The 20,429-nt window shown below is 32.4% G+C and carries 16 protein-coding genes; 6 read left to right on the top strand and 10 right to left on the bottom strand.

Annotated features, from left to right (window positions below):
- From LPB87_RS06250 to LPB87_RS06270, 5 genes are all read left to right on the top strand, one after another.
- Positions 1 to 1,071 (top strand): glycosyltransferase family 4 protein, encoded by a 1,071-nt coding sequence (locus LPB87_RS06250; RefSeq protein ID WP_230605313.1) that lies wholly within the window; start codon positions 1 to 3, stop codon positions 1,069 to 1,071.
- A gap of 119 nt (positions 1,072 to 1,190) precedes the next feature.
- On the top strand, positions 1,191 to 2,399 hold the full coding sequence (locus LPB87_RS06255; protein WP_230605314.1) for a DUF1972 domain-containing protein: 1,209 nt from the start codon (positions 1,191 to 1,193) through the stop codon (positions 2,397 to 2,399).
- A gap of 6 nt (positions 2,400 to 2,405) precedes the next feature.
- Positions 2,406 to 3,485, top strand: a complete 1,080-nt coding sequence (locus LPB87_RS06260) for an MraY family glycosyltransferase (protein ID WP_230605315.1) — start codon at positions 2,406 to 2,408, stop codon at positions 3,483 to 3,485.
- 166 nt (positions 3,486 to 3,651) lie between these two features.
- Positions 3,652 to 4,335: an SDR family oxidoreductase gene (locus LPB87_RS06265; RefSeq protein WP_230605316.1), complete on the top strand. Its 684-nt coding sequence runs from the start codon at positions 3,652 to 3,654 to the stop codon at positions 4,333 to 4,335.
- Positions 4,336 to 4,356: 21 nt separating this feature from the next.
- Positions 4,357 to 5,775, top strand: coding sequence for an SDR family oxidoreductase (locus LPB87_RS06270; protein ID WP_230605317.1), 1,419 nt, complete (start codon positions 4,357 to 4,359; stop codon positions 5,773 to 5,775).
- A 102-nt stretch (positions 5,776 to 5,877) separates the two neighbouring features.
- Here the strand turns inward: LPB87_RS06270 and LPB87_RS06275 are convergent, their stop codons facing one another.
- From LPB87_RS06275 to LPB87_RS06320, 10 genes are all read right to left on the bottom strand, one after another.
- Complete coding sequence (locus LPB87_RS06275) at positions 5,878 to 7,062, bottom strand: DUF3570 domain-containing protein (RefSeq protein ID WP_230605318.1); 1,185 nt, start codon at positions 7,060 to 7,062, stop codon at positions 5,878 to 5,880.
- Between the two features lie 18 nt (positions 7,063 to 7,080).
- Positions 7,081 to 7,314, bottom strand: coding sequence for a DUF4266 domain-containing protein (locus tag LPB87_RS06280; RefSeq protein ID WP_229335590.1), 234 nt, complete (start codon positions 7,312 to 7,314; stop codon positions 7,081 to 7,083).
- Complete coding sequence (locus LPB87_RS06285; protein ID WP_230605319.1) at positions 7,311 to 8,204, bottom strand: FAD:protein FMN transferase; 894 nt, start codon at positions 8,202 to 8,204, stop codon at positions 7,311 to 7,313. The genes LPB87_RS06280 and LPB87_RS06285 overlap by 4 nt, the downstream gene beginning before the upstream one ends.
- A gap of 40 nt (positions 8,205 to 8,244) precedes the next feature.
- Positions 8,245 to 8,679, bottom strand: coding sequence for a thioredoxin family protein (locus tag LPB87_RS06290; protein WP_230605320.1), 435 nt, complete (start codon positions 8,677 to 8,679; stop codon positions 8,245 to 8,247).
- An 84-nt stretch (positions 8,680 to 8,763) separates the two neighbouring features.
- Complete coding sequence (locus LPB87_RS06295) at positions 8,764 to 11,271, bottom strand: cation-translocating P-type ATPase (protein ID WP_230605321.1); 2,508 nt, start codon at positions 11,269 to 11,271, stop codon at positions 8,764 to 8,766.
- An 88-nt stretch (positions 11,272 to 11,359) separates the two neighbouring features.
- Positions 11,360 to 12,049: a VIT family protein gene (locus LPB87_RS06300; RefSeq protein ID WP_230605322.1), complete on the bottom strand. Its 690-nt coding sequence runs from the start codon at positions 12,047 to 12,049 to the stop codon at positions 11,360 to 11,362.
- 11 nt (positions 12,050 to 12,060) lie between these two features.
- Positions 12,061 to 12,459 (bottom strand): hypothetical protein, encoded by a 399-nt coding sequence (locus LPB87_RS06305; protein WP_230605323.1) that lies wholly within the window; start codon positions 12,457 to 12,459, stop codon positions 12,061 to 12,063.
- A gap of 217 nt (positions 12,460 to 12,676) precedes the next feature.
- A complete protein-coding gene (locus LPB87_RS06310) occupies positions 12,677 to 13,114 on the bottom strand; it encodes a hypothetical protein (protein ID WP_230605324.1) in 438 nt (145 codons plus the stop codon).
- Positions 13,115 to 13,140: 26 nt separating this feature from the next.
- On the bottom strand, positions 13,141 to 14,268 hold the full coding sequence (locus tag LPB87_RS06315; protein WP_230605325.1) for an efflux RND transporter periplasmic adaptor subunit: 1,128 nt from the start codon (positions 14,266 to 14,268) through the stop codon (positions 13,141 to 13,143).
- A 6-nt stretch (positions 14,269 to 14,274) separates the two neighbouring features.
- Complete coding sequence (locus tag LPB87_RS06320; protein WP_230605326.1) at positions 14,275 to 18,615, bottom strand: CusA/CzcA family heavy metal efflux RND transporter; 4,341 nt, start codon at positions 18,613 to 18,615, stop codon at positions 14,275 to 14,277.
- A gap of 972 nt (positions 18,616 to 19,587) precedes the next feature.
- Here LPB87_RS06320 and LPB87_RS06325 point away from each other — a divergent pair.
- Positions 19,588 to 20,403: an alpha/beta hydrolase fold domain-containing protein gene (locus LPB87_RS06325; protein WP_230605327.1), complete on the top strand. Its 816-nt coding sequence runs from the start codon at positions 19,588 to 19,590 to the stop codon at positions 20,401 to 20,403.
- Positions 20,404 to 20,429: the final 26 nt, after the last annotated feature.

Genomic DNA, 20,429 nt, shown 5'->3' on the forward strand with positions numbered 1-20,429 from the left:
ATGAGAGTTATTGCAATTCATTTATTAAACGATTACAGCGGAAGTCCTAAAGTGCTGAAGCAGTTACTTGCCGGATGGGCAAAAAAAGGGATCGACTTGCACTTATACACTTGCAGTGGAAGGGAAGGTTTTTTATCAGGACTACCAGATGTAAAATACCATTTTTACTGGTATAAATTTATGAGAAATCCTTTACTAAGACTCCTTTTTCTTATGAGCAGCCAATTTTTACTTGCCTTTAAATTACTGTTTAGCTTAAAAAAGAACGATGTGGTGTATATAAATACAGTACTTCCTTTTGGAGCGGCCATTGCAGGAAAAATAAGAGGTAATAAAGTAATTTATCATGTGCATGAAACAAGTATGAAACCTATAGTATTTAAGAAATTCCTTTTTGGAGTTTTAAATTTATTTGCAGATGAGGTTGTTTATGTTTCTAATTTTTTAGCAAATAAAGAACCAGTAAATATTAAAAAAAGAGTGATTTATAATGTTTTGGAAGAAGATTTTGTAAAACAGGCCATGGCTAATAAAAACTGGAATAAAAATGAAAAAATTGTTTTAATGATATGCTCGCTCAAGACTTATAAGGGAGTAGATGAATTTTTAAAATTAGCGCTGACTAATTCAAGATATCTCTTTAAGCTAGTGGTAAATGCTTCGACCTTAGAAATTGAACATTATTTTAATGATGTAGTACTTCCAGAAAATTTAGTTATTTATCCAACACAAACAGATACACATCCATTTTATAGAGAAGCTAGTGTTGTATTGAATTTGTCTGACCCTAAATTATGGGTAGAAACATTTGGCTTAACAATTCTTGAGGCTATGGCTTATGGTCTGCCTACAGTCGTACCTCCTGTAGGTGGTGTTACAGAACTTGTTGTAGAGGGCAAAAATGGCTATTTAATTGAAAGTAAAAGAATTGATGAAATATCCGAGAAATTGAATGAACTTTTGGATAACAATGAATTGTATAAATGGATGAGTTGCAATGCTTTTGAGATGAGTAAAGAGTTTAATTTGGAATTATTTGAAAAAAAGGCAGCTGAAATAATATTCCAATAAATAAATTGGAATCCAAATTATGGAAAATTTAAATTCTTTTTTAAGTATAATAGCTTGTAAATCAGATAATTGTGTTTTTAGTATGATTTTGGCAAAGTATATTATAAATATAACGAGCTATGAAAAATAAAAGAATCGCCATCATTGGCACAGTAGGATTACCAGCAAAATATGGAGGGTTTGAAACCCTTGCTGATCATTTAGTAAGTAACTTATCAGACAAGTATGATTTTACAGTTTATTGTTCTAAAAAGAAATATAAAAAAGAAGAGCAATTGGTGTCTTATAAAGGAGCAAAATTGCACTATATTCCTTTAGAAGCAAATGGGATTCAAAGTATTCCTTATGATTCTCTCTCTATACTTTATGCCCTAATGAAAAATGATGTTTTATTGATTTTAGGTGTGGCAGGAGCATGGCTTATTCCTTTTATTAGATTATTTACTAATAAAAAAGTTATAATTTCAATTGATGGTATCGAATGGAAAAGAGACAAATGGTCTTTATTGGCAAAACTATATTTGTGGTGGTCTGAGATGATTGCTGTTAAATACTCACATATTGATATCTCAGATAATGAATCAATACAAGATTACACAGCAATGCGATACAAAACCTTAAGTCGTGTTATTGAATATGGAGCAGATCATACAATGAAAGTTTCTCCAGTAACAGGTGATTTCGAAAAGTACCCTTTTCTAAAAACAAGCTATGCTGTAAAAGTCTGCAGAATTGAACCAGAGAATAATGTACACTTAGTTTTGGAAGCATTTAAAATTAAAAAAGACATGGCTTTAGTTTTTGTTGGGAACTGGAGCAATAGTGATTATGGACAAAAATTAAAAGAAGAGTATAAAGACGTAACCAATATTCATTTATTTGACCCTATATACGATCAGCGGGAAATCGATTTAATAAGAGGAAACGCAACGTTATATATTCACGGACATTCAGCTGGCGGAACAAACCCCTCTCTTGTAGAAGCAATGTATTTAAAGCTTCCTGTTCTTGCTTTTAAGGTTTCATATAATATTACAACTACAGAAGGTAAAGCAGTCTATTTCTCATCCGTAGAAGATTTAGTTGAAGAATTGGGTACATTATCTCCCCTAAAATTAATGAGCCTAGCCAATGAAATGGTATTAATTGCTGAAAGAAGATATACTTGGAAAAACATTTCTAATCTATATGACTTGTTAATAAAAGAAGCTCTTTCAATTAAAAGTAAAGTGGGTGTTACTTCTGAATTACAAAATCTGGATGCTTCTTTTTTGCAGGAATTTCAATTGTTACACATAAATAACAGTAATTTATTTTACGAAAACTAACCAATCATGAAAACAATACTTGAAATTTTATCGTACGGATTATTATCTTTGATTTTAACCCTTGTTTTTGTTCCAATAATTAGAAATATTGCCATCAAAGTGAACCTTGTAGATAAACCTAATTACAGAAAGGTTCATTTAAGTGCAGTGCCTTTGGTTGGAGGGATTTCAATAGCTTTATCAGTAATTATCGTAATTTTTGTTTCAAATTTTAAAGTTGTTTTTCTTAAAGAATATTTTCCAATATTTATAACAGCAATTGTTTTACTGGTAGTTGGAGTTATTGATGATAAAAAAGATATAAGTGCAAAATATAAGTTGATTATACAGTTGTTTTTGGCTCTTGTAATTGCATTTTCAGGAACAAGAATAACATCTTTGTATGGGGTGTTTGGAGTTTATGAAATTGCAATTTGGCAACAATATTTGGTTACAATTTTAATGATAACAGGTGTTGTCAACGCTTTTAATCTTATGGATGGAGTTGATGGTTTAATCGGAGGGCTATCCTTATTAGGGTTTTCAATTTTCTTTTTTATGGCTATTTATTTTAATGATTATAACTTGGCTTTCTCAAGCGCATTATTTATTGGAGCTGTTTTAGGTTTCTTAAAATTTAACTTAGGCAAGAAAAAGATTTTCATGGGAGATTCAGGTTCCTTATTTATCGGATTCATTTTAATTACCGAAGCAATAAATTTTTTACAAAAGCAAGAGTTGGGTAAAGTACACACTAGTAGCTATACTGTTTTATTACTTATTTTATTTTTCTCCATTCCAGTTTTCGATTCTTTGCGAGTTTATATGGGAAGAATTAAAAAAGGAAATTCCCCTTTTAGTGCAGATAAATCGCATTTACATCACTTACTTCTTGGCACAGGACTTAATCATAAAAAAACAGCTCTCATGGTAAGTGCTATTTTTGTATTCTTACTTTTTATAGTATTGATTTTAAAGTCTTTTATTTCAATTACTTTAATGATAGGTATTAGTATTATTGCATTTTCAACTATAATTAGAATGCTTTTAATGATTAATAAACTTCATCTATGGAGACTTAAATTAAAAAAATTAGAAAACAGATAAAGTATTGTTTTTCTTAAAAATGAAGCTAGTTATTAAGATTTCTGAAGTTTTTGAAAATAGTAAATAGGCTTAAAAGAATTTTTTTTGTTTAATGTTAGTTATTAATAGTTAAACAAGTGTTATCTTTAGCTATTATAAAAAGCGTGCTTAATTTAAGTATTAAACAATGAAAAAAATCGCAATTATCGGAGGAAGTAAAGGTATTGGTAATGCTATTTTACTACAGCAATTAGATCATAATTTTGTTTATAATATTAGTAGAACTAGGCCAGATATTTCTCATCCGAATTTAGTTCATTTCTCAGTTGATATACTTAAAGATATATTACCAGAGATTGAAAATATAGATTCTCTAATTTATTGTCCAGGATCTATAAATCTTAAGCCTATTTTGAGCTTAAGTATTGATGATTTTAGAGAAGATTTTGAAATTAATGTAATTGGTGCTGTAAAAGTTATTCAGAAATATTTGCCAAGCTTAAAAAGAGGAAAAAATCCATCTATTATTTTATTTAGTACAGTTGCAGCAAAATTGGGGATGCCTTTTCATGCCAGTATTGCGACAGCTAAATCAGGGATAGAAGGGCTAGTGAAATCACTTGGTGCCGAGTTGGCTCCAATAATACGCATAAATGCAATAGCGCCTACAATTACAGAAACATCACTTTCTGCTTCTATTTTACGGAATGAAAGAATGAAAGAAAATATGATGGAACGACATCCTATGAAAAAATATTTAAAGGTTGAAGAAGTAGCCCAAATGGCAGATTATCTCATTTCTGAGAAAGCAGGATCAATTTCGGGTCAGGTCTTTCAAATGGATTATGGTCTGGTTACTTTTAGATTGTAACCCCCTTAAAAAAAAAGAATCATGAAAATTCTCTTAACAGGTGCAACAGGTTATATAGGTAAGCGAATCTTGCCACTATTAATAGAGCAAGGACATTATGTTGTTTGCTGTGTAAGAGATAAAAACAGATTTTATTATCCACAGGAATTTGAGAAAAACATAAAAGTTATTGAAGTTGATTTTCTAAATTCTGAAACTTTGGCAAGTATTCCTAATGATATTGATGCAGCATATTATTTAATTCATTCTATGTCGGGTACTGCTACTAATTATGATGAATTAGAAAGTATCTCGGCAAATTATTTTATAGATAAAATAAATAAAACTAATGCAAGACAGGTTATATACTTAAGCGGCATTGTAAATGATAAGTCACTATCTAAACACCTATCTTCAAGAAAGGCTGTAGAGGATATTTTAAAAAATGGGACAATTCCAACGACGACTTTAAGAGCGGGAATTATAGTAGGATCGGGAAGCGCATCGTTTGAGATAATACGCGATTTGGTGAACAAGTTGCCTATTATGATAACTCCAAAATGGCTTAATACTAAATGCCAGCCAATAGCTATTACCGATGTTTTAGAATTTTTAACAAAATCATTGTTAAATCCTAAAACATATAATCAGAGTTTTGATATTGGAGGACCAGATATATTGACCTATAAAGAGATGTTATTAGAATTTGCTAAAGCAAAAAAACTCTCAAGATACATATATACCATTCCAGTAATGACTCCAAAATTATCATCTTATTGGCTCTATTTTGTTACTTCAACCTCCTATAAACTAGCGTCAGCTTTGGTTAGTAGCATGAAAGTAGAAGTCGTTTGTAAGGATAACAGGATTAATAGTCTTTTAGAAGTGCAGCCAATTACTTATAAGCAGGCATTAGAAAGAGCTTTGATAAAAATTAATGAAGATGCAGTTGTTTCGAGTTGGAAAGATTCATTGATTAGCGGACAGTTTAAAGGAAACGTAGCCAATTATCTTAAGATCCCTAAAAAAAACTGTTTTAGAGATCGAAGAAAAAAAGAAATTATAAATAGGGAGTCTACTATTGAAAAAATCTGGTCTATTGGAGGACAAACAGGATGGTATTACGGAGATTGGCTTTGGAGTTTACGAGGTTTTATTGACAAAATTTTCGGTGGAGTCGGAACAAGAAGAGGAAGGACTCATAAAAACGAAATACATCCAGGTGATGCCTTAGATTTTTGGAGGGTAGTATATGCCAACAAAGAAGAAGGAAAATTAATTTTATATGCTGAAATGAAATTACCAGGTGAAGCTTGGCTAGAATTTAGAATTATTAATAATGTATTATATCAAGCAGCTACTTTTCGACCTAAAGGAATATTGGGTAAGTTATATTGGTATTCTGTTTTGCCTTTTCATGGCTTTATTTTTAATGGAATGATTAAAAATTTGGCTTCTTAATTTTAAAATTAACAATTAAGAAGAATGGCTAGATTTTTTTACTATTATATAATTTGCATAAAACAAAACCAGGACTGAAATTACAGATCCTGGTTTTTATTTTTATTTATACTTAATGTTTATGCTAATAATATCAGATGTCATATTAGTAGTTCTGGTGTAATGTCCATAGCGAATCTCTAATGTATTCCAATGTTTAAGACCGAAAATTCCATTAGGAGGTGTGTATTTCATTCCCATACCAAAGAAACTACTATCGAACTTTGATAAATCATAGTTGCTAGTGTAATATTCATCTGCAGCTGTATGTTCTCCATAAGGTTTAAAATATTTCGTTCCTGTTTGAGTATAATATCTATAAAATGGGCTCAATGAAAATGCTTGAGTTAATTTAACAGGAACTTCAATATCAGCTGTATGCGCTTTTAAACTCCAATCGTCAGAATAATATCTGTAATAAGCTCTTATAATAATATTGTCTCCTAAAAAATAACTAGCTCTAATACCCAAAGGAATCTTTAGTCTGGTATCAGGCATTTTTTCTTGATGCACTGAACCATCAGCGAAATAAACTCGATGAAATGGAAGGCTTAAATACCCATTTTGACTAATTACATCACCTACAAGCATTACTTGCAATCGTTGGTTTATAATCTGAGAATAACTTAATGTTCCTGCAAAGGTATTTCTATTGTCGTTATCATAACCATGATTCCCTGGAGGACGAAGCTCAATAGGCATAATTAGTTTTAACTGATCAATAAAGGTTTGAAATTTGGCAGTAAATTCGCCATTGCGATCTTTAGTTTTTTGAGAGAAACTTATATTCCCTCCAAAAGACTGGTAATCAAATTCAGTCGAAGACGAAACTCCGATACCAATACTTCTTCCTGTTGCTTCATTTTCTCTTAGATAAGATAATGAAGGATAAAAGCGTATGTCTGATGATGAAGCGGATGAATTGGCACTCAAATCAATCATATCTGAAGATGCAGAAGTATAATGATCAATACCTGCTTCGATATCAAAAGTATGTTTGATTCCCGTTTCTCCGTATTTTACCAGTTTAACATCGATGGTATTGGCAATATCTGTAAGATGTTGATCACCAATTCCACCCGTTACCGCTGAATTGTTTCCATTTTGGTTATAATAACTTGAAACTAAATTTACTTCTTCAATTTTTAATTTCTTGCTTTTGTAACTGGTTGAATCTGTAGGAATGTTTTGTGCTCTTGATTGGAGTAATCCCAATAAGGCAAATCCAGTAATAAATATTCTTTTCATTTGTAGATAGTATGAAAATTAGTTACAACCGCAGCCACCGCCGCTTTTTCCTGCATTTGCTCCGGAAGCTCCTTCACGGTAGGATTGAAAGCTAAGTTCTGTCTTTTCGATTTTTCTATTAGAAAGTACCATTTCAGAATCGTTTATTTTTCCTTTTTGATATTCTTTTACCGAAGTACAAGAGGTGAGTAGAATGCCTGTAAAAGCAATGCTACAGAATAGTACGAGCGCTTTTTGTTTTGGCTTTTTCATTTCAAGTTGATGTTTTTTGAAGTGTAAATTTTATTGTTGTCGTCAATGATAATACAATATAAATCGGGAATTTGATCTATTAAACACAAACCTGCTTTAATACCCATAACAGCAATTGGAGTAGCCATTGCATCTGCAAATTCTGCATTTGAAGCAATAATGGTGACACTTTTTATTCCAGTTACAGGTAATCCTGTTTTGGGGTCAATGGTATGCGAATATTTTTTACTGTTAATGGTAACAAACTTTTCATAGTTACCAGAAGTTGCGATTGCTTTATTAGAGATCTCCATATACGAAAATGCAGCAGTTGGTGAGTCGGGATTGGCAACTCCAATAGTCCATTTTTTGCCATTAGGTTGTAATCCCCAGGCCGAGAGATCTCCGCTTGCATTAATGATTCCGCTTTGGACATTATGTTTTAAGAGCATTTGCTTAGCCATTTCAGCAGCATAACCTTTTCCGATTCCACCAAAACCAATTCGCATTCCTTTTTCTTTTAAAAATACAGTTGTGTGTTTTTTGTCTAGGATAATATTTCTGTAATCAATAAGATGTACCATCTTTAAAGCCGTATCAGAATCAGGCAGTTTAGTCATTGTTTTATCAAAATTCCAAAGGCTTTTGTCGATACTTCCATAAGAAATATCAAAAGCTCCTTGTGTAATTTTCGAAATACCAAGACTTCTTTCAATGAGATTGAAAACCTCAAGATCTACTTTGACAGGTTCAATACCTGCATTTTCATTAATCAGATTAGTTTGACTATCGGTTTTGTAGGTAGTCAAAAGTTTTTCAATCCGTTTGATTTCATTAATCGCCAGATTAATATTCTCGTTTCCAATCTTCTCATTTTCTGCAACAACAGTAATAGTAAAGTTGTTTCCCATGAGTTTTAGGGATTGTGAATATTTTTGATTTTTTAGGATACTATTTTTTGCTATCACAAATCGCTTTTATTTCGGCAGTCCACTCATCAGGAGTCATTTCTGGTTTCCCATGCCAACTTTTTAATATTTTGCCATTTGCATCTAAAAGTAGTGTGAGAGGAAAACTTCCTTCCTTATTGTATATTTCTGCTAATTCTTCATTACGTTTTACTTGTTCTGGAGTTCCAATGTTTTTTTTCTTTCTAGGAAAATCAGCATTAACTAATACTAGATTTTCATTTGCCATATTTGTGAATGACTGATTTTCAAGATAGTCTCTACGTGTTATAATACAAGGCCCACACCAGTCTGAACCAGAGAAGTTCAATAGAATTAATTCATTTTTTTCCTTTGCAATTTTTTTTGCATTATTAAAGTCAGATTCCCAGTTTATAGGAAGCACTGTCAATAAAAGGAACATTGTAATTAGTTTCATCTTGCAGTTTTGTTTTTAGATAGTAATGAAATAACGAATTGTGACTTCGTTTATTTTTTTGATTCGCTTAAGATTAGATTAAATTTAGGCAATATTTTGTTTGCTTCTTTTATATAGTTTTACAATTTCATACCAAGCTACCGACACAAATCCTGTAGCAATTGCTATTGCTAATTGATTGGAATTTAAGAACTCAAATTCAAAAAACAAGGTTAATGGTTTTACATAAAGTAATAACCCTAGCAGAATGATTGTAATTAAAATAATAAGGGACACCATTGGGTTTTTATATTTAATTGTTGTCAAGATTGAATAATAAAACGAGCGGTTAATTAAAGTAAGGAATATATTAGCAACTATTAGAACAGTAAAAACCATAGTTCTGGTTAATGCTTCATTATAATTATTAAAAATGCAATATTGATAAATAGATAGTGTTCCGATTGTAATAATTATTCCTTGTAAAAAGCTTGTAGATAATTCTTTCCAATTAAAAAAAGTTGTTGTAAATGGTTTGGGCTTTTGTGACATTGTATTTTTTTCCATGGGTTCATTTTCATAAATTATGGAGCATGTAGGTCCCATTATCAATTCAAGAAAAATGATATGTATTGGCGAAAAAATATTTGGATAGACCCATCCCAAAGCCAAGGGAATAAAGACTACTAGAATTATAGGTATGTGTATTGAAATAATGTACTGAATTGCTTTTTTTAAATTCGCATATATTTTTCGGCCTACAGCCACTGCTTCTACCATTTTTGAAAGATCATCTTCTAATAAAATTAGTGATGCAGCTTGCTTTGCAATTTCTGTCCCTTTTTTGCCCATCGCTATACCAATATGTGCTGCTTTTAGTGCTGGACCATCATTTACGCCATCTCCAGTCATAGCTACAATTTGATTATTTTGTTTTAAAGCATTTATTATTCTTAGTTTAGCTTCTGGAAACATTCTTGTAAAAATGTTTATTTTCATTACACTGGTTTGTAATTCATTTTCATTCATTGCCATCAATTCATCTCCAGAAATACTTTTATCACAATATTTAAACCCTATTTGTTTTGCAATCGCTTGTGTGGTTGGAGTATTATCGCCTGTTATTATCTTTACAGCGATCCCTGCGCTATAAAAATTTTCCAATACTTTTTGGATATTTTTCTTTGGAGGATCATAAAAGGCTACAATTCCTAAAAACTTAAATGGAAAATCTTGCTGATTAAGAGGAAAAGTATTTCCTGTAAAAGTTGATAAAGCTACACCAAGGACTCTATATCCATCTGCAGATAAGGTGTTGATAGCATCATAAGTTTGTTTTTTTTCAATCTCTGAGAGCATAGCCACTTTCAAAATGGCCTCGGGTGCTCCTTTAGCAGCTATAATGCGTTTACCATCAATGGCTTCAAATATATGGGTCATCATAGGAGGTTTGCCACCAAGTGGGTATTCATGAATGAGTTTGTAATTTGAACGATCGTCTTTCTGGCAGATCTCTTTATATGCCTTATGCAAGGCAATTTCCATTGGGTCAAAAGGAATTGGTTCACTTGCCCACATAGCAGCAGTTAGCAATTCTTTTTCTTCTTCTGTATCAATATTTTCTAAGGTTACTATTTTTTTGCTTGACATTAAAAAAAATTTAGCAAGCGTCATTTTATTCTCAGTAATCGTACCTGTTTTATCGACACAAATTATTGTTGCGCTACCTAATGTTTCAACAGTTTTCATTTGTTTTACAACAACCCCCATTTTCATTAATCTCCAAGCTCCTAAGGCCATAAAAGTTGTAAAAGCTACAGGGATTTCTTCGGGTAATATACTCATAGCCAGAGTTAAAGATTGTAGCAGGCTATTTGTTATATTTTGTGAATACCAATAATTTATTACCCAAACTATGGCAAAAACAATTGCCCCAACAATGACCATTTTTTTTACAAAGTCACTTATTTGTATTTCCAAAGGTGTTTTTTCTTCTTTAATATGCTCTAAGCTAGTGCCTATTTTACCTAATTTTGTTTGATTGCCTATGGCAGTTACTGTTGCGATTGCAAGACCTGTAGCTACAGTAGTGCCTAAATAAATATGGTTGTCTTCTTTTGTCTTATCTTTAAATACAGATAGTGATTCTCCAGTAAGAATAGATTCATTTACAGAAAAATCATTTGAATGTACTATAATACCATCTGCGGCTATTAAAGTGCCTTCTTCAACAATTAAACTATCTCCTATAACTATTTCTTCACTTTTTATTTCTTCTTCCTTCCCATTACGAATCACTTTACACTTTGGTTGTGTAAAATCTTTAAGTTTTTCTAATGCGTTTTTGCTTCTTGAATATTGAAATAATGATATTGATACTTGAAAAATGATTGCTGCTACTAGAAAAAAACCATCATTTGTTTTACCGCTTACAAAATAAATAAGTGCTGCAATTAGGAGTAAAATTATCATTGGTTCTTTTACAATCCGTTTAATTGTACTTAACAAGTTGTTATCTTTTTTGTAATCTAGCTTATTTAGACCATACTTCTCCTTAGAAAGAGTTACTTCTTTATCTGTTAATCCATTTATATTGAAATTATTTGCAGGCATATTCGAATTGCTTTAGGTATGGATTGTTTATTATTCCCTTCGTTACTACATTATATTTTGAAGTTACGTATAAGTAATTATTTATTTTTTAAGCGGTTTGAACGCCAAAGAGATACCCTACTAAAGCTGACATTCCCATTGCAAAAGTTCCCCAAATACAAATTCGCGCAACGGCTTTTAAAGTATGTGATCCACCTGCTTTAGCGGCTAATACCCCTGAAAAAGCTAAAAAGAGTATCGAAAAACCATATTGATAAAACACCATTTCTTTTATAGGTGCAAAAATAGCTACCAGAAGCGGTAATAAGCCTCCAATAATAAAGGATACTGCCGATGCAAAAGCGGCTGTTAAAGGATTAGCCTGCGTGATTTCATTAATTCCTAGTTCATCACGCGCATGAGCTTCAAGCGCATTATGGGCTGTCAATTTGATTGCCACTTGTTTCGCCAATTCTTTATTTAGCCCTCTTTGAATATAGATATCCGTTAATTCTTCCAGTTCTTCTTCAGGCTGGGTTTCAAGTGCTGCTTTTTCTCTTTTTAAATCAGCTGTCTCTACATCAGATTGGGAACTAACCGATACATACTCGCCAGCAGCCATAGAAAGTGCACCTGCAACCAGACCTGCAACTGCTGCAAGTAAAATAGGCTCTCTAGTTACACTCGCCGCCGCAACACCAATTGCCAAGCTGGTTGTGGATAAAATACCATCATTGGCACCAAGTACAGCTGCCCTTAGCCAGCCACTTCTGTTAATATAGTGATTTTCAACATGCATAGTTTTAATTTTTATTTTTGTTTAATCCAGTCTGGATCTTTATTGGTTTTTTCTAAACCTCCAAAATTAGTCTTCAATAACTGTCTTATTTGTAATGCTGTTTTATTTCGGGTAGCGTTTTTCCATTCATTAAAATCATAAATATGAATTTGTTGGGCATTAGGATTAGTTGTAAATGCTATTCGGGAGATCAAGAATTTATATTGTTTTATTTGCTGAGAAACATGACGATTAGGCACTACAATGAGTATTGTTTCCCAATCTAGATAATTCTTAGGAATATCCTCACGGTCTTTTAATCCTAAAGATTCAAGAAAGGCTACTATTTTTTGGTCATTAAGTTTTTGTATGTTTAAATCTACTACTTTTAAAAGGCTATGAAGCTTTGCTTCATCTAGGATAAGACTCATGATAAAATATTCTGTTTTTTATATAAAATTACATTAACCAAGTGTAATATAATAGTTTAGGGGAGATAGAATGATTCTAAATTTTGTAATTTTGTTTTTATGTTTAAATAGTTGGTTATAAAACGGTTAAATTGATTTTATCAGTAATAATCACAGCGGGAATTTATGAAGCCGCTGTGGATTATAACTGATTTCTGCAAACACATTGATGCTGTTACTACCTAATTTCAGAGTGTCTAATTTCACCGCCAGTAGTACCTGTTTGTTGGGCAAAGTATAAAACTACAAGACAGTATGCAATTATAGCATACCCAATGTAATTTGTATATGATTTCTTTTTCCAATTGCTCCATAAAGCTAGTATTGAGGTTATACCCAATATATAAGATAATAGGGCAAAAACTTCAGCTTTTTCTTCATGTTCGTGAATTAAACTTTTAGAAATTCCGTCAATTTGTTTTACTACATCCTCAGCACCTTCGCCTGTGGCTATAGCTGCAAATGCTGCTATTGCACCCAGAATAAAAATACAATAAGCGGTTCTTTTTACAATTTCTGATTTTACAATAAATCCACCAATGAGAACCAATAAGCCTACGATTGGTATAATAATCGGCAAGTGATTCAATACTAAATGATAATGCGCTCCGTTCATAATGTTTTGTTTTAAGTTATTAATTTTTATTCTTCTTTATTTTTCATTTTCATCAATAGGGTATAAGCTCCATTGGTAACCAATTTTTTATTTTTAAGTTTTTCAGGGTTTAGAATCTCCAAATAGCCATTTTCTTTGGCTCCAACTGTAACTTCAGTCATTTGATACTGTTGCTTTGCAGTTTCAATAAAAACGTAGTCTTTACTCTCAAAACTCACAATACTCAATTCAGGTAATGCATTGGCTAAGGCAGATGTTGTTTCTATTTTGGCATTCATGTACATGCCTGGTAAAAGGTATTTATCATACTTTAAAAAATGGCAATGCACCTCAGTATTTCCGTTAGAGTTGATGTCTCTGTTGATTAGTATAATTTTGCAGTCGTACTTTTTGTTGGGTGCAGCATTACTGTAGGCAATCACTTTTTGTCCTATAGCAAGTTGTGCAATGTTTTTATCAAAAACAGTAAGGTTTAGGTGAATGTCACTAGGATCTATAAGTTCAAACATTACCTCACCAGGAGATATGTACTTGCCTACATTAATATTAACCTTGCTTACAAAACCAGTTATAGTACTTACAATGCTGATACTTTTAGAAATTTTATTGGCAGACAAACGATTTGGGTTAATATTAATTAGCTTGAGTTTTTCTGATAATGCATTTACCATTATATGAAGATTGCTTACCTCTGATTCGGCTAGTTGTGTTGCTTTATCACTACTAGCTTTAGATTGATTAAGATCTTTTTGACGTGCGTATTCCATTTCGGCAAAATGTAATTTAGATTTAGCCATGAGATAATCTTGCTGTAACTGAACATATTGTTGATCTTGCAAAGTAGCTATCACTTCCCCTTTTTTTACCAGCATTCCGGGTAATAGCTTACTGTTTATTAAATATCCTCCAAGTGGAGCATTTACAGATACTAAATTTTGTGGCGGAACATCTATTTTTCCGTTTAATTTTATAACCGTAGAAATATTTTTCTCTGTTAACAAGGCTGTTGCTATATTTGCATTTTTGAATTGCGCATCAGTAAGTATTACATTATTTTCGTTTACAGTTTTTTCTGTTACTACTTGTTCTTCGGTCGTGTTTTTGCATGCATTTACTATAAAAAGCATACTTATAAACAATGATATATTTTTCATTTAAAGTTAATTTGAAGTGATAAAATTAAGTTCGATACTGCTCTCGTTTAGTGCTTTTACAGCTTCTAAATAATTGCTTTGTATACCAATAGCCTGATTGACTACCATTACAAAATCTAAGAAATTAATTTCACCGTTAGTAAATTGTTTATTGGCTGTTTCTTTAATCAAACTAGCATTTTTTAAGCCTGTACCTTCAAAATATTGCGTTATTTCCGTATTGATTTTATATGTAGTCATTACTTGTTTATATCGTGTCTGCAAAATTTGCAATTGCATTTCATATTCGTTATCTGCAATACTTTCTCCAATTTTAGAGGCCTTTATTTTGGCACTTTGGCTTCCTGAAAAAAGAGGTATTCCTAATCCTGCTTGTATTGAACTAAAGCGGTTGCTACTGTTATAATAGTTGTTATCAGGCCCCATGCCTTTAAAACTATTATTAAAGTAGCCTATAGTGAGGTCTGGCAGGTATCTAGATTTTTCTAATTGGGTTTGTGCTATTGCATTATTTTTTTGTTGCTGCGACAATTTTAAAAGCAAATTATTCTCAATTCCATCGCTCATTGGTATAAAAGAATATTTAACGCTTTTTTCTAAAGGGATAATAGGAGTTTCCGAGTTTAAAAGTATTTGTAACTCTAGTAAGGTTACTTGTAATTCTTGTCGAAGTTGCATTAATTGTATAGTAACAGCAGCTCGTTGGTTTTCGGCAGTCGTTTTTTCTAGAATATTGCTTTCTCCTTTTTGCAATCGAAGATTTGCTTTAGCATAAAAGTCATTAAATAAGGTATCAGCTTGCTGTAGCAGTTTTTCTTTTTCTTTAAAATACAAGATGGTATAAAAAACGAGCGTTACAGCTTTTTTAGTTTCGTGTTCTTTTAATGAAGTATTTAATACTGATGTTTTCCATTGTTCAGACAAAAGCTGTTTTTGTTTTTTATAAATGGTAGGAAAGGTAATAGTTTGCGAAATACCAAATTTGGTATCATCATAAGCGCTGTTTATTTGTCCTGCTTCTCCAAAAATGGTTGTTTTAGGAATATCAGCTCCTGATTTAATTAGCGCTTGTGCATAGTCCGTTCTAAGTTTTTCATTTTTTATACTATTATTTCTTTCTGTTGCCATTTTTAATGCCGTTTCAAGGCTTATTTTTTCCTGTGCATTTGCAGCTGAAAAGACAGAAAATAAAACCAGAACAAACGCTGCTTTTTGAGTTAAACTTTTTATTTTAAAGCCTTTTTCAAATAATATATAGAGTAGAGGCAATACAAACAAGGTCAAAAAAGTAGCGACTAATAAACCACCTATTACTACTGTGGCAAGAGGACGCTGTACCTCGGCACCAGCGCCGTTGCTTAGAGCCATAGGCAAGAAGCCTAAAGAAGCTACAAAAGCGGTCATTAATACAGGACGAAGTCTTGATTTTGTTCCTGTTAAAACAATTTGTGCCAGATTTTTCATTCCGTTATTTTTAAGTCGGTTAAATTCAGCTATTAATACGATTCCATTTAAAACGGCTACTCCAAACAAGGCAATAAAACCTACACCAGCACTGATACTAAAAGGCATACCACGCAAAGCAAGGAAAAATATTCCTCCAATTGCCGATAGCGGAATAGCTGTATAAATAAGCAAACCATGTTTAACGGAATTGAATGCGAAGAATAGTAAAATGAAAATAAGTATTAGCGAAACAGGAACGGCAATCATAAGGCGGTCTTTTGCCTGATTTAGATTCTCGAATGCACCGCCATAAGTAACGTAATAACCAGCAGGCAATTTTAGTTCTTTATCTACTTTGGTTTGTAATTCATTTACAATACTTTGTACATCTCTGTCTTTTACGTTAAAACCTACAACAATTCTACGTTTTGTATCCTCTCGTTGTATTTGGTTAGGACCATTTTTAATTTCTACAGTAGCAAGTTGCGATAAAGGAACTTGATTGCCACTTGGTGTGGGAATTAATAGATTTCGAATGTCTTCAATATCTTTTCTTTCATTGGCATTTAATCGAACTATTAGGTCAAACCTTTTTTCTTGTTCAAACACCAAGCCTGTACTTTGCCCTGCAAAGGCTGTATTTATAACTTTATTAATATCTGCAATTGACAGATGATGTTGAGCAATCGCAGGTCGGTTGTAGTCTATAATTACCTGTGGCATACCTGCAACTGGTTCTATAAATAAATTAGCAGTTCCATCTACTGTATTAATAATTTTGCCTAGTTTACTCGCAGTGACTGCTAGTGTATCTAGATTTTCTCCAAATATTTTAAGAACAACATCTTGTCGGGCTCCTGTCATTAATTCATTAAAACGCATTTGTACTGGGAATTGAAATCCTGTTGTAATTCCGGGAACATCTTCTAGAGCCTTACTCATTTTTGCAGATAATTCATTAAAAGTTTTAGCAGAAGTCCATTCTTTCTTATCTTTTAAAATTACCATCATATCACTGGCTTCCATAGGCATTGGGTCTGTAGGGACTTCACCGCTACCTATTTTGGTAACTACTTTTAGTACTTCAGGGAATTGGCTTTTTAATATGTGCGCTGCTTTTTGGGTGCTTTCTATTGTTGTATTTAAGTTGCTGCCTGTAAGTACTCGTGTATCTACGGCAAAATCACCTTCTTCAAGTGCAGGTATAAATTCGCCTCCCAAGGTAGTAAGTGTTAGAACAGCCAAAATAAAAAGTAGTAAGACAGAACCTAATACGGCTTTAGGAAAACGAAGTACTTTTGTTAGTGTTTTTTGATATGTGTTTTCAAGTCGTTTCATTACTTTATCCGATAGATTTTCTTTGTGTTTTGTTTTTTTACTTAGAAAAAAAGCACTCATCATCGGAATATAAGTCAGAGACAAAATAAAAGCACCCAGCAAAGCAAAAGCAACTGTTTGTGCCATAGGTTTAAACATTTTGCCTTCGATACCCTGCAGCGTAAAAATGGGTAAGTAAACAATCAATATGATGATTTGTCCAAATACCGCACTGTTCATCATTTTGCTAGCCGAACTTGTAACGGTTTTATCCATCTGATCAGCAGTAAGCGAAGTATGCTCCTTATATTTAGTATTACTGGAGAGCTGATGCATAATGGCTTCAACAATAATTACCGCACCATCTACAATTAATCCAAAATCTAAGGCTCCGAGACTCATTAAGTTTCCGCTTACACCAAAGAAATTCATCATACAAATAGCAAAGAGCATGGCTAACGGAATTACCGATGCAACCAATAAACCTGCTCTAAAATTACCCAAAAACATTACCAAAACAAACACCACAATTAATGCCCCTTCGAGCAGGTTTTTTTCGACTGTACCAATGGCATTATTTACCATTTTTGTTCTATCAAGAAAAGGTTCTATTTCTACACCTTCAGGAAGTGTTTTTTGTATTTGAGCAATTTTTTCTTTTACATTTTTAATGACCTCGCTACTATTAGCTCCTTTAAGCATCATAACTATTGCTCCAGAAACTTCCCCTTCATCATTATAGCACATTGCTCCATATCGCGTAGCGAATCCAGTTTTTACCTGAGCTACATCTCTTATGAATAAAGGAGTGTCACTATTTTTATTGGGGATAGTAATGTTTTCTATATCCGTAACAGTTCCAATAAGACCTTCGCTACGAATATAAAGTACTGTTGGTCCTTTTTCGATATAAGAACCACCCGTATTTTGATTATTGTTTTGAACAGCAGTAAAAACATCATTGATCGTTATTCCATAAGCATTTAGCTTATCAGGACTAATGCTGATTTCATATTGCTTGAGTTTGCCTCCAAAACTACTCACTTCAGCAACACCCTTGACTCCTAGAAGTTGTCGTCTTACAATCCAATCCTGGATTGTTCTTAGTTCGGTTACATTATATTTTTGTTCATAGCCTTTTTTAGGCTTTACTACATATTGATAAATTTCTCCAAGTCCTGTAGATATAGGTCCTAGGGTAGGAGTACCAATACCTTGTGGTATCTCATTTTGAACCTGTTGTAATCGTTCGGCAACCTGTTGTCTTGCCCAATATACGTCGATATCATCATCAAAGACAATTGTTACAAGTGATAATCCAAATCTGGAAAAGCTGCGAATTTCTTTCATTCCAGAGATATTACTATTGGCCTGTTCTATAGGAAAAGTGACCAATCTCTCGATGTCGGTCGCGCCAAATGAGGGAGCGATTGTAATAATTTGCACCTGATTATTGGTTATATCTGGAACAGCATCAATGGGTAGGTGAGTGGCTTCGTATGAGCCATAGCCAATCAGGGCAATTATAAAAAGCCCTACGATGAGTTTATTCCTCACGGAAAACTCAATTATTTTAGTAAGCATAAGTTTGTTTTATTAATCGTCGTTATAAAAAATAAGGAATAGCAAAAACACGCGCCATTAGACGTGAAAGTTTTTAAGCCAATAAAAAACGATTAACAGTTTCTGGGTGGCTGCCAGATAGACGAAAGTGAAATAGAAGAATAGGAAAAAGAATAGGTATATAAAATTTCTTTTTTATATTTAAAATTGACTTTTTGTATTGTTTTATATTCTTGTATTAGTGGATAAAATACAACAGAGGATATATTAGTATGTGATTTAAAAGGTAATTTCATATCCTTATCGTAATCAGCGTCAAATACATGTTGCGCTTGGTAATGAATACGTAAAAAGTTCAAAATAGTCAAGTTACTATTTTGCTGTTTGTGTTCCAAATAATGTTCTACCAAGAGAGGTAGCTTTATTAGTTCACCTAATTGAGTAATTGAGAGTAGGTAAACAGATAAAAATAATATGGATAAATATTTTTTCACAGTTCAAATATACGTAATATTCTGATATTTTTTTTAGTAACCAATTGTTTAGAAGTGTTGTAAATAGTTAAAAAGAGGTTCAATAGTTTTGTCTTATAAATAGTCTAGTTTTCGTAGCGTATATAAAATTAGTCTATTTACTGAATTGTAAATCAACAAACGAAAGAAATGGGTACAACGGATGAGATTTATTTAAAAGATAAAGGGCAGTAGTGTTATCTATATGCAGCTTGGCATACATTTGATTTTCTATTCACTTTATAATGGAGGATATAAAAAAGACTTAGGTTTTAAAAATTTTGAATCTGTAAAGAGAGCTCTTATTAGAATTGAGGTTGCGCACATGCTGAAAAAAACAAATAAGAAATCGAGGGAATAACTGCGTGTAAGTCATTTTGTTTTTTTGTAGTATAACTTTAGAATGTTACCAATGTAGATGCGACAGAATCATAAATACTACTTATATTTGAAAAATTAAATAGCACAAAATACTCTATTCATGAAAAAAAGCTTTGTTTTATTCTTACTTTTTTTAAATACTATTATTGTTCATAGTCAAGGTTATTTAACAAAAACGGACATAAATTATTATTCTGATGAAATTTGTAAAAAGGATCCCTACATAAAATCTAAATGCAAATTAGATATATATTATCCAGAAAACAGTCAAGGTAGTACAACTATAATTTGGTTACACGGTGGAGGACTTACTAGCGGTCAAACTGAAATTCCTGAGGCATTAAAAAACAATAAATTTATTATAGTTGGTGTTGACTATAGATTATCTCCTAAAGTCAAAGCACCAGCTTATATTGATGATACTGCAGCTGCAGTTGCATGGGTATTTAGCCATATTAGCGATTATGGGGGAGATCCAAGTAAAATTTTCATCGCCGGACATTCTGCAGGAGGTTACTTAGGGCTCATGGTAACCTTAGATAAGATGTATTTGTCTAAATACAATATTGATGCAAATAAAATCGCAGGTATAATCCCGTTAAGTGGTCAGGCCATTACGCATTTCACAATTAGAAAGGAAAATGGTATCGAGGAAAGGCAACCAATTATTGACAAATATGCCCCACTTTATTTTTGCAGGCCAGATGCGCCTCCAATTTTATTAATAACAGGAGATCGAGATATGGAATTACTAGGACGCTATGAAGAAAATGCCTATTTAGCCCGTATGTTTTCATTGGTAGGTCATCGAGATGTTACTTTGTTTGAATTACAAGGATTTGATCACAATATGGTTGGACCTGCCTTACCATTACTTATAAAATTTGTCCAAAGAATTAGTAAAATAAGTAACTAAGATAGGGAGAGATGTTTTTCTGGGAT

It is taken from the genome of Flavobacterium sp. EDS (genome assembly GCF_020991525.1).
Taxonomy (GTDB): Bacteria; Bacteroidota; Bacteroidia; order Flavobacteriales; family Flavobacteriaceae; genus Flavobacterium.

Coding starts and splice junctions, on each gene's coding strand:
- LPB87_RS06265 (WP_230605316.1), top strand. CDS start 3,652: ATGAAAAAAATCGCAATTATCGGAGGAAGTAAAGGTATTGGTAATGCT.
- LPB87_RS06250 (WP_230605313.1), top strand. CDS start 1: ATGAGAGTTATTGCAATTCATTTATTAAACGATTACAGCGGAAGTCCT.
- LPB87_RS06300 (WP_230605322.1), bottom strand. CDS start 12,049: ATGCATGTTGAAAATCACTATATTAACAGAAGTGGCTGGCTAAGGGCA.
- LPB87_RS06280 (WP_229335590.1), bottom strand. CDS start 7,314: ATGAAAAAGCCAAAACAAAAAGCGCTCGTACTATTCTGTAGCATTGCT.
- LPB87_RS06290 (WP_230605320.1), bottom strand. CDS start 8,679: ATGAAACTAATTACAATGTTCCTTTTATTGACAGTGCTTCCTATAAAC.
- LPB87_RS06270 (WP_230605317.1), top strand. CDS start 4,357: ATGAAAATTCTCTTAACAGGTGCAACAGGTTATATAGGTAAGCGAATC.
- LPB87_RS06255 (WP_230605314.1), top strand. CDS start 1,191: ATGAAAAATAAAAGAATCGCCATCATTGGCACAGTAGGATTACCAGCA.
- LPB87_RS06315 (WP_230605325.1), bottom strand. CDS start 14,268: ATGAAAAATATATCATTGTTTATAAGTATGCTTTTTATAGTAAATGCA.
- LPB87_RS06305 (WP_230605323.1), bottom strand. CDS start 12,459: ATGAGTCTTATCCTAGATGAAGCAAAGCTTCATAGCCTTTTAAAAGTA.
- LPB87_RS06320 (WP_230605326.1), bottom strand. CDS start 18,615: ATGCTTACTAAAATAATTGAGTTTTCCGTGAGGAATAAACTCATCGTA.
- LPB87_RS06260 (WP_230605315.1), top strand. CDS start 2,406: ATGAAAACAATACTTGAAATTTTATCGTACGGATTATTATCTTTGATT.
- LPB87_RS06275 (WP_230605318.1), bottom strand. CDS start 7,062: ATGAAAAGAATATTTATTACTGGATTTGCCTTATTGGGATTACTCCAA.
- LPB87_RS06310 (WP_230605324.1), bottom strand. CDS start 13,114: ATGAACGGAGCGCATTATCATTTAGTATTGAATCACTTGCCGATTATT.
- LPB87_RS06325 (WP_230605327.1), top strand. CDS start 19,588: ATGAAAAAAAGCTTTGTTTTATTCTTACTTTTTTTAAATACTATTATT.
- LPB87_RS06295 (WP_230605321.1), bottom strand. CDS start 11,271: ATGCCTGCAAATAATTTCAATATAAATGGATTAACAGATAAAGAAGTA.
- LPB87_RS06285 (WP_230605319.1), bottom strand. CDS start 8,204: ATGGGAAACAACTTTACTATTACTGTTGTTGCAGAAAATGAGAAGATT.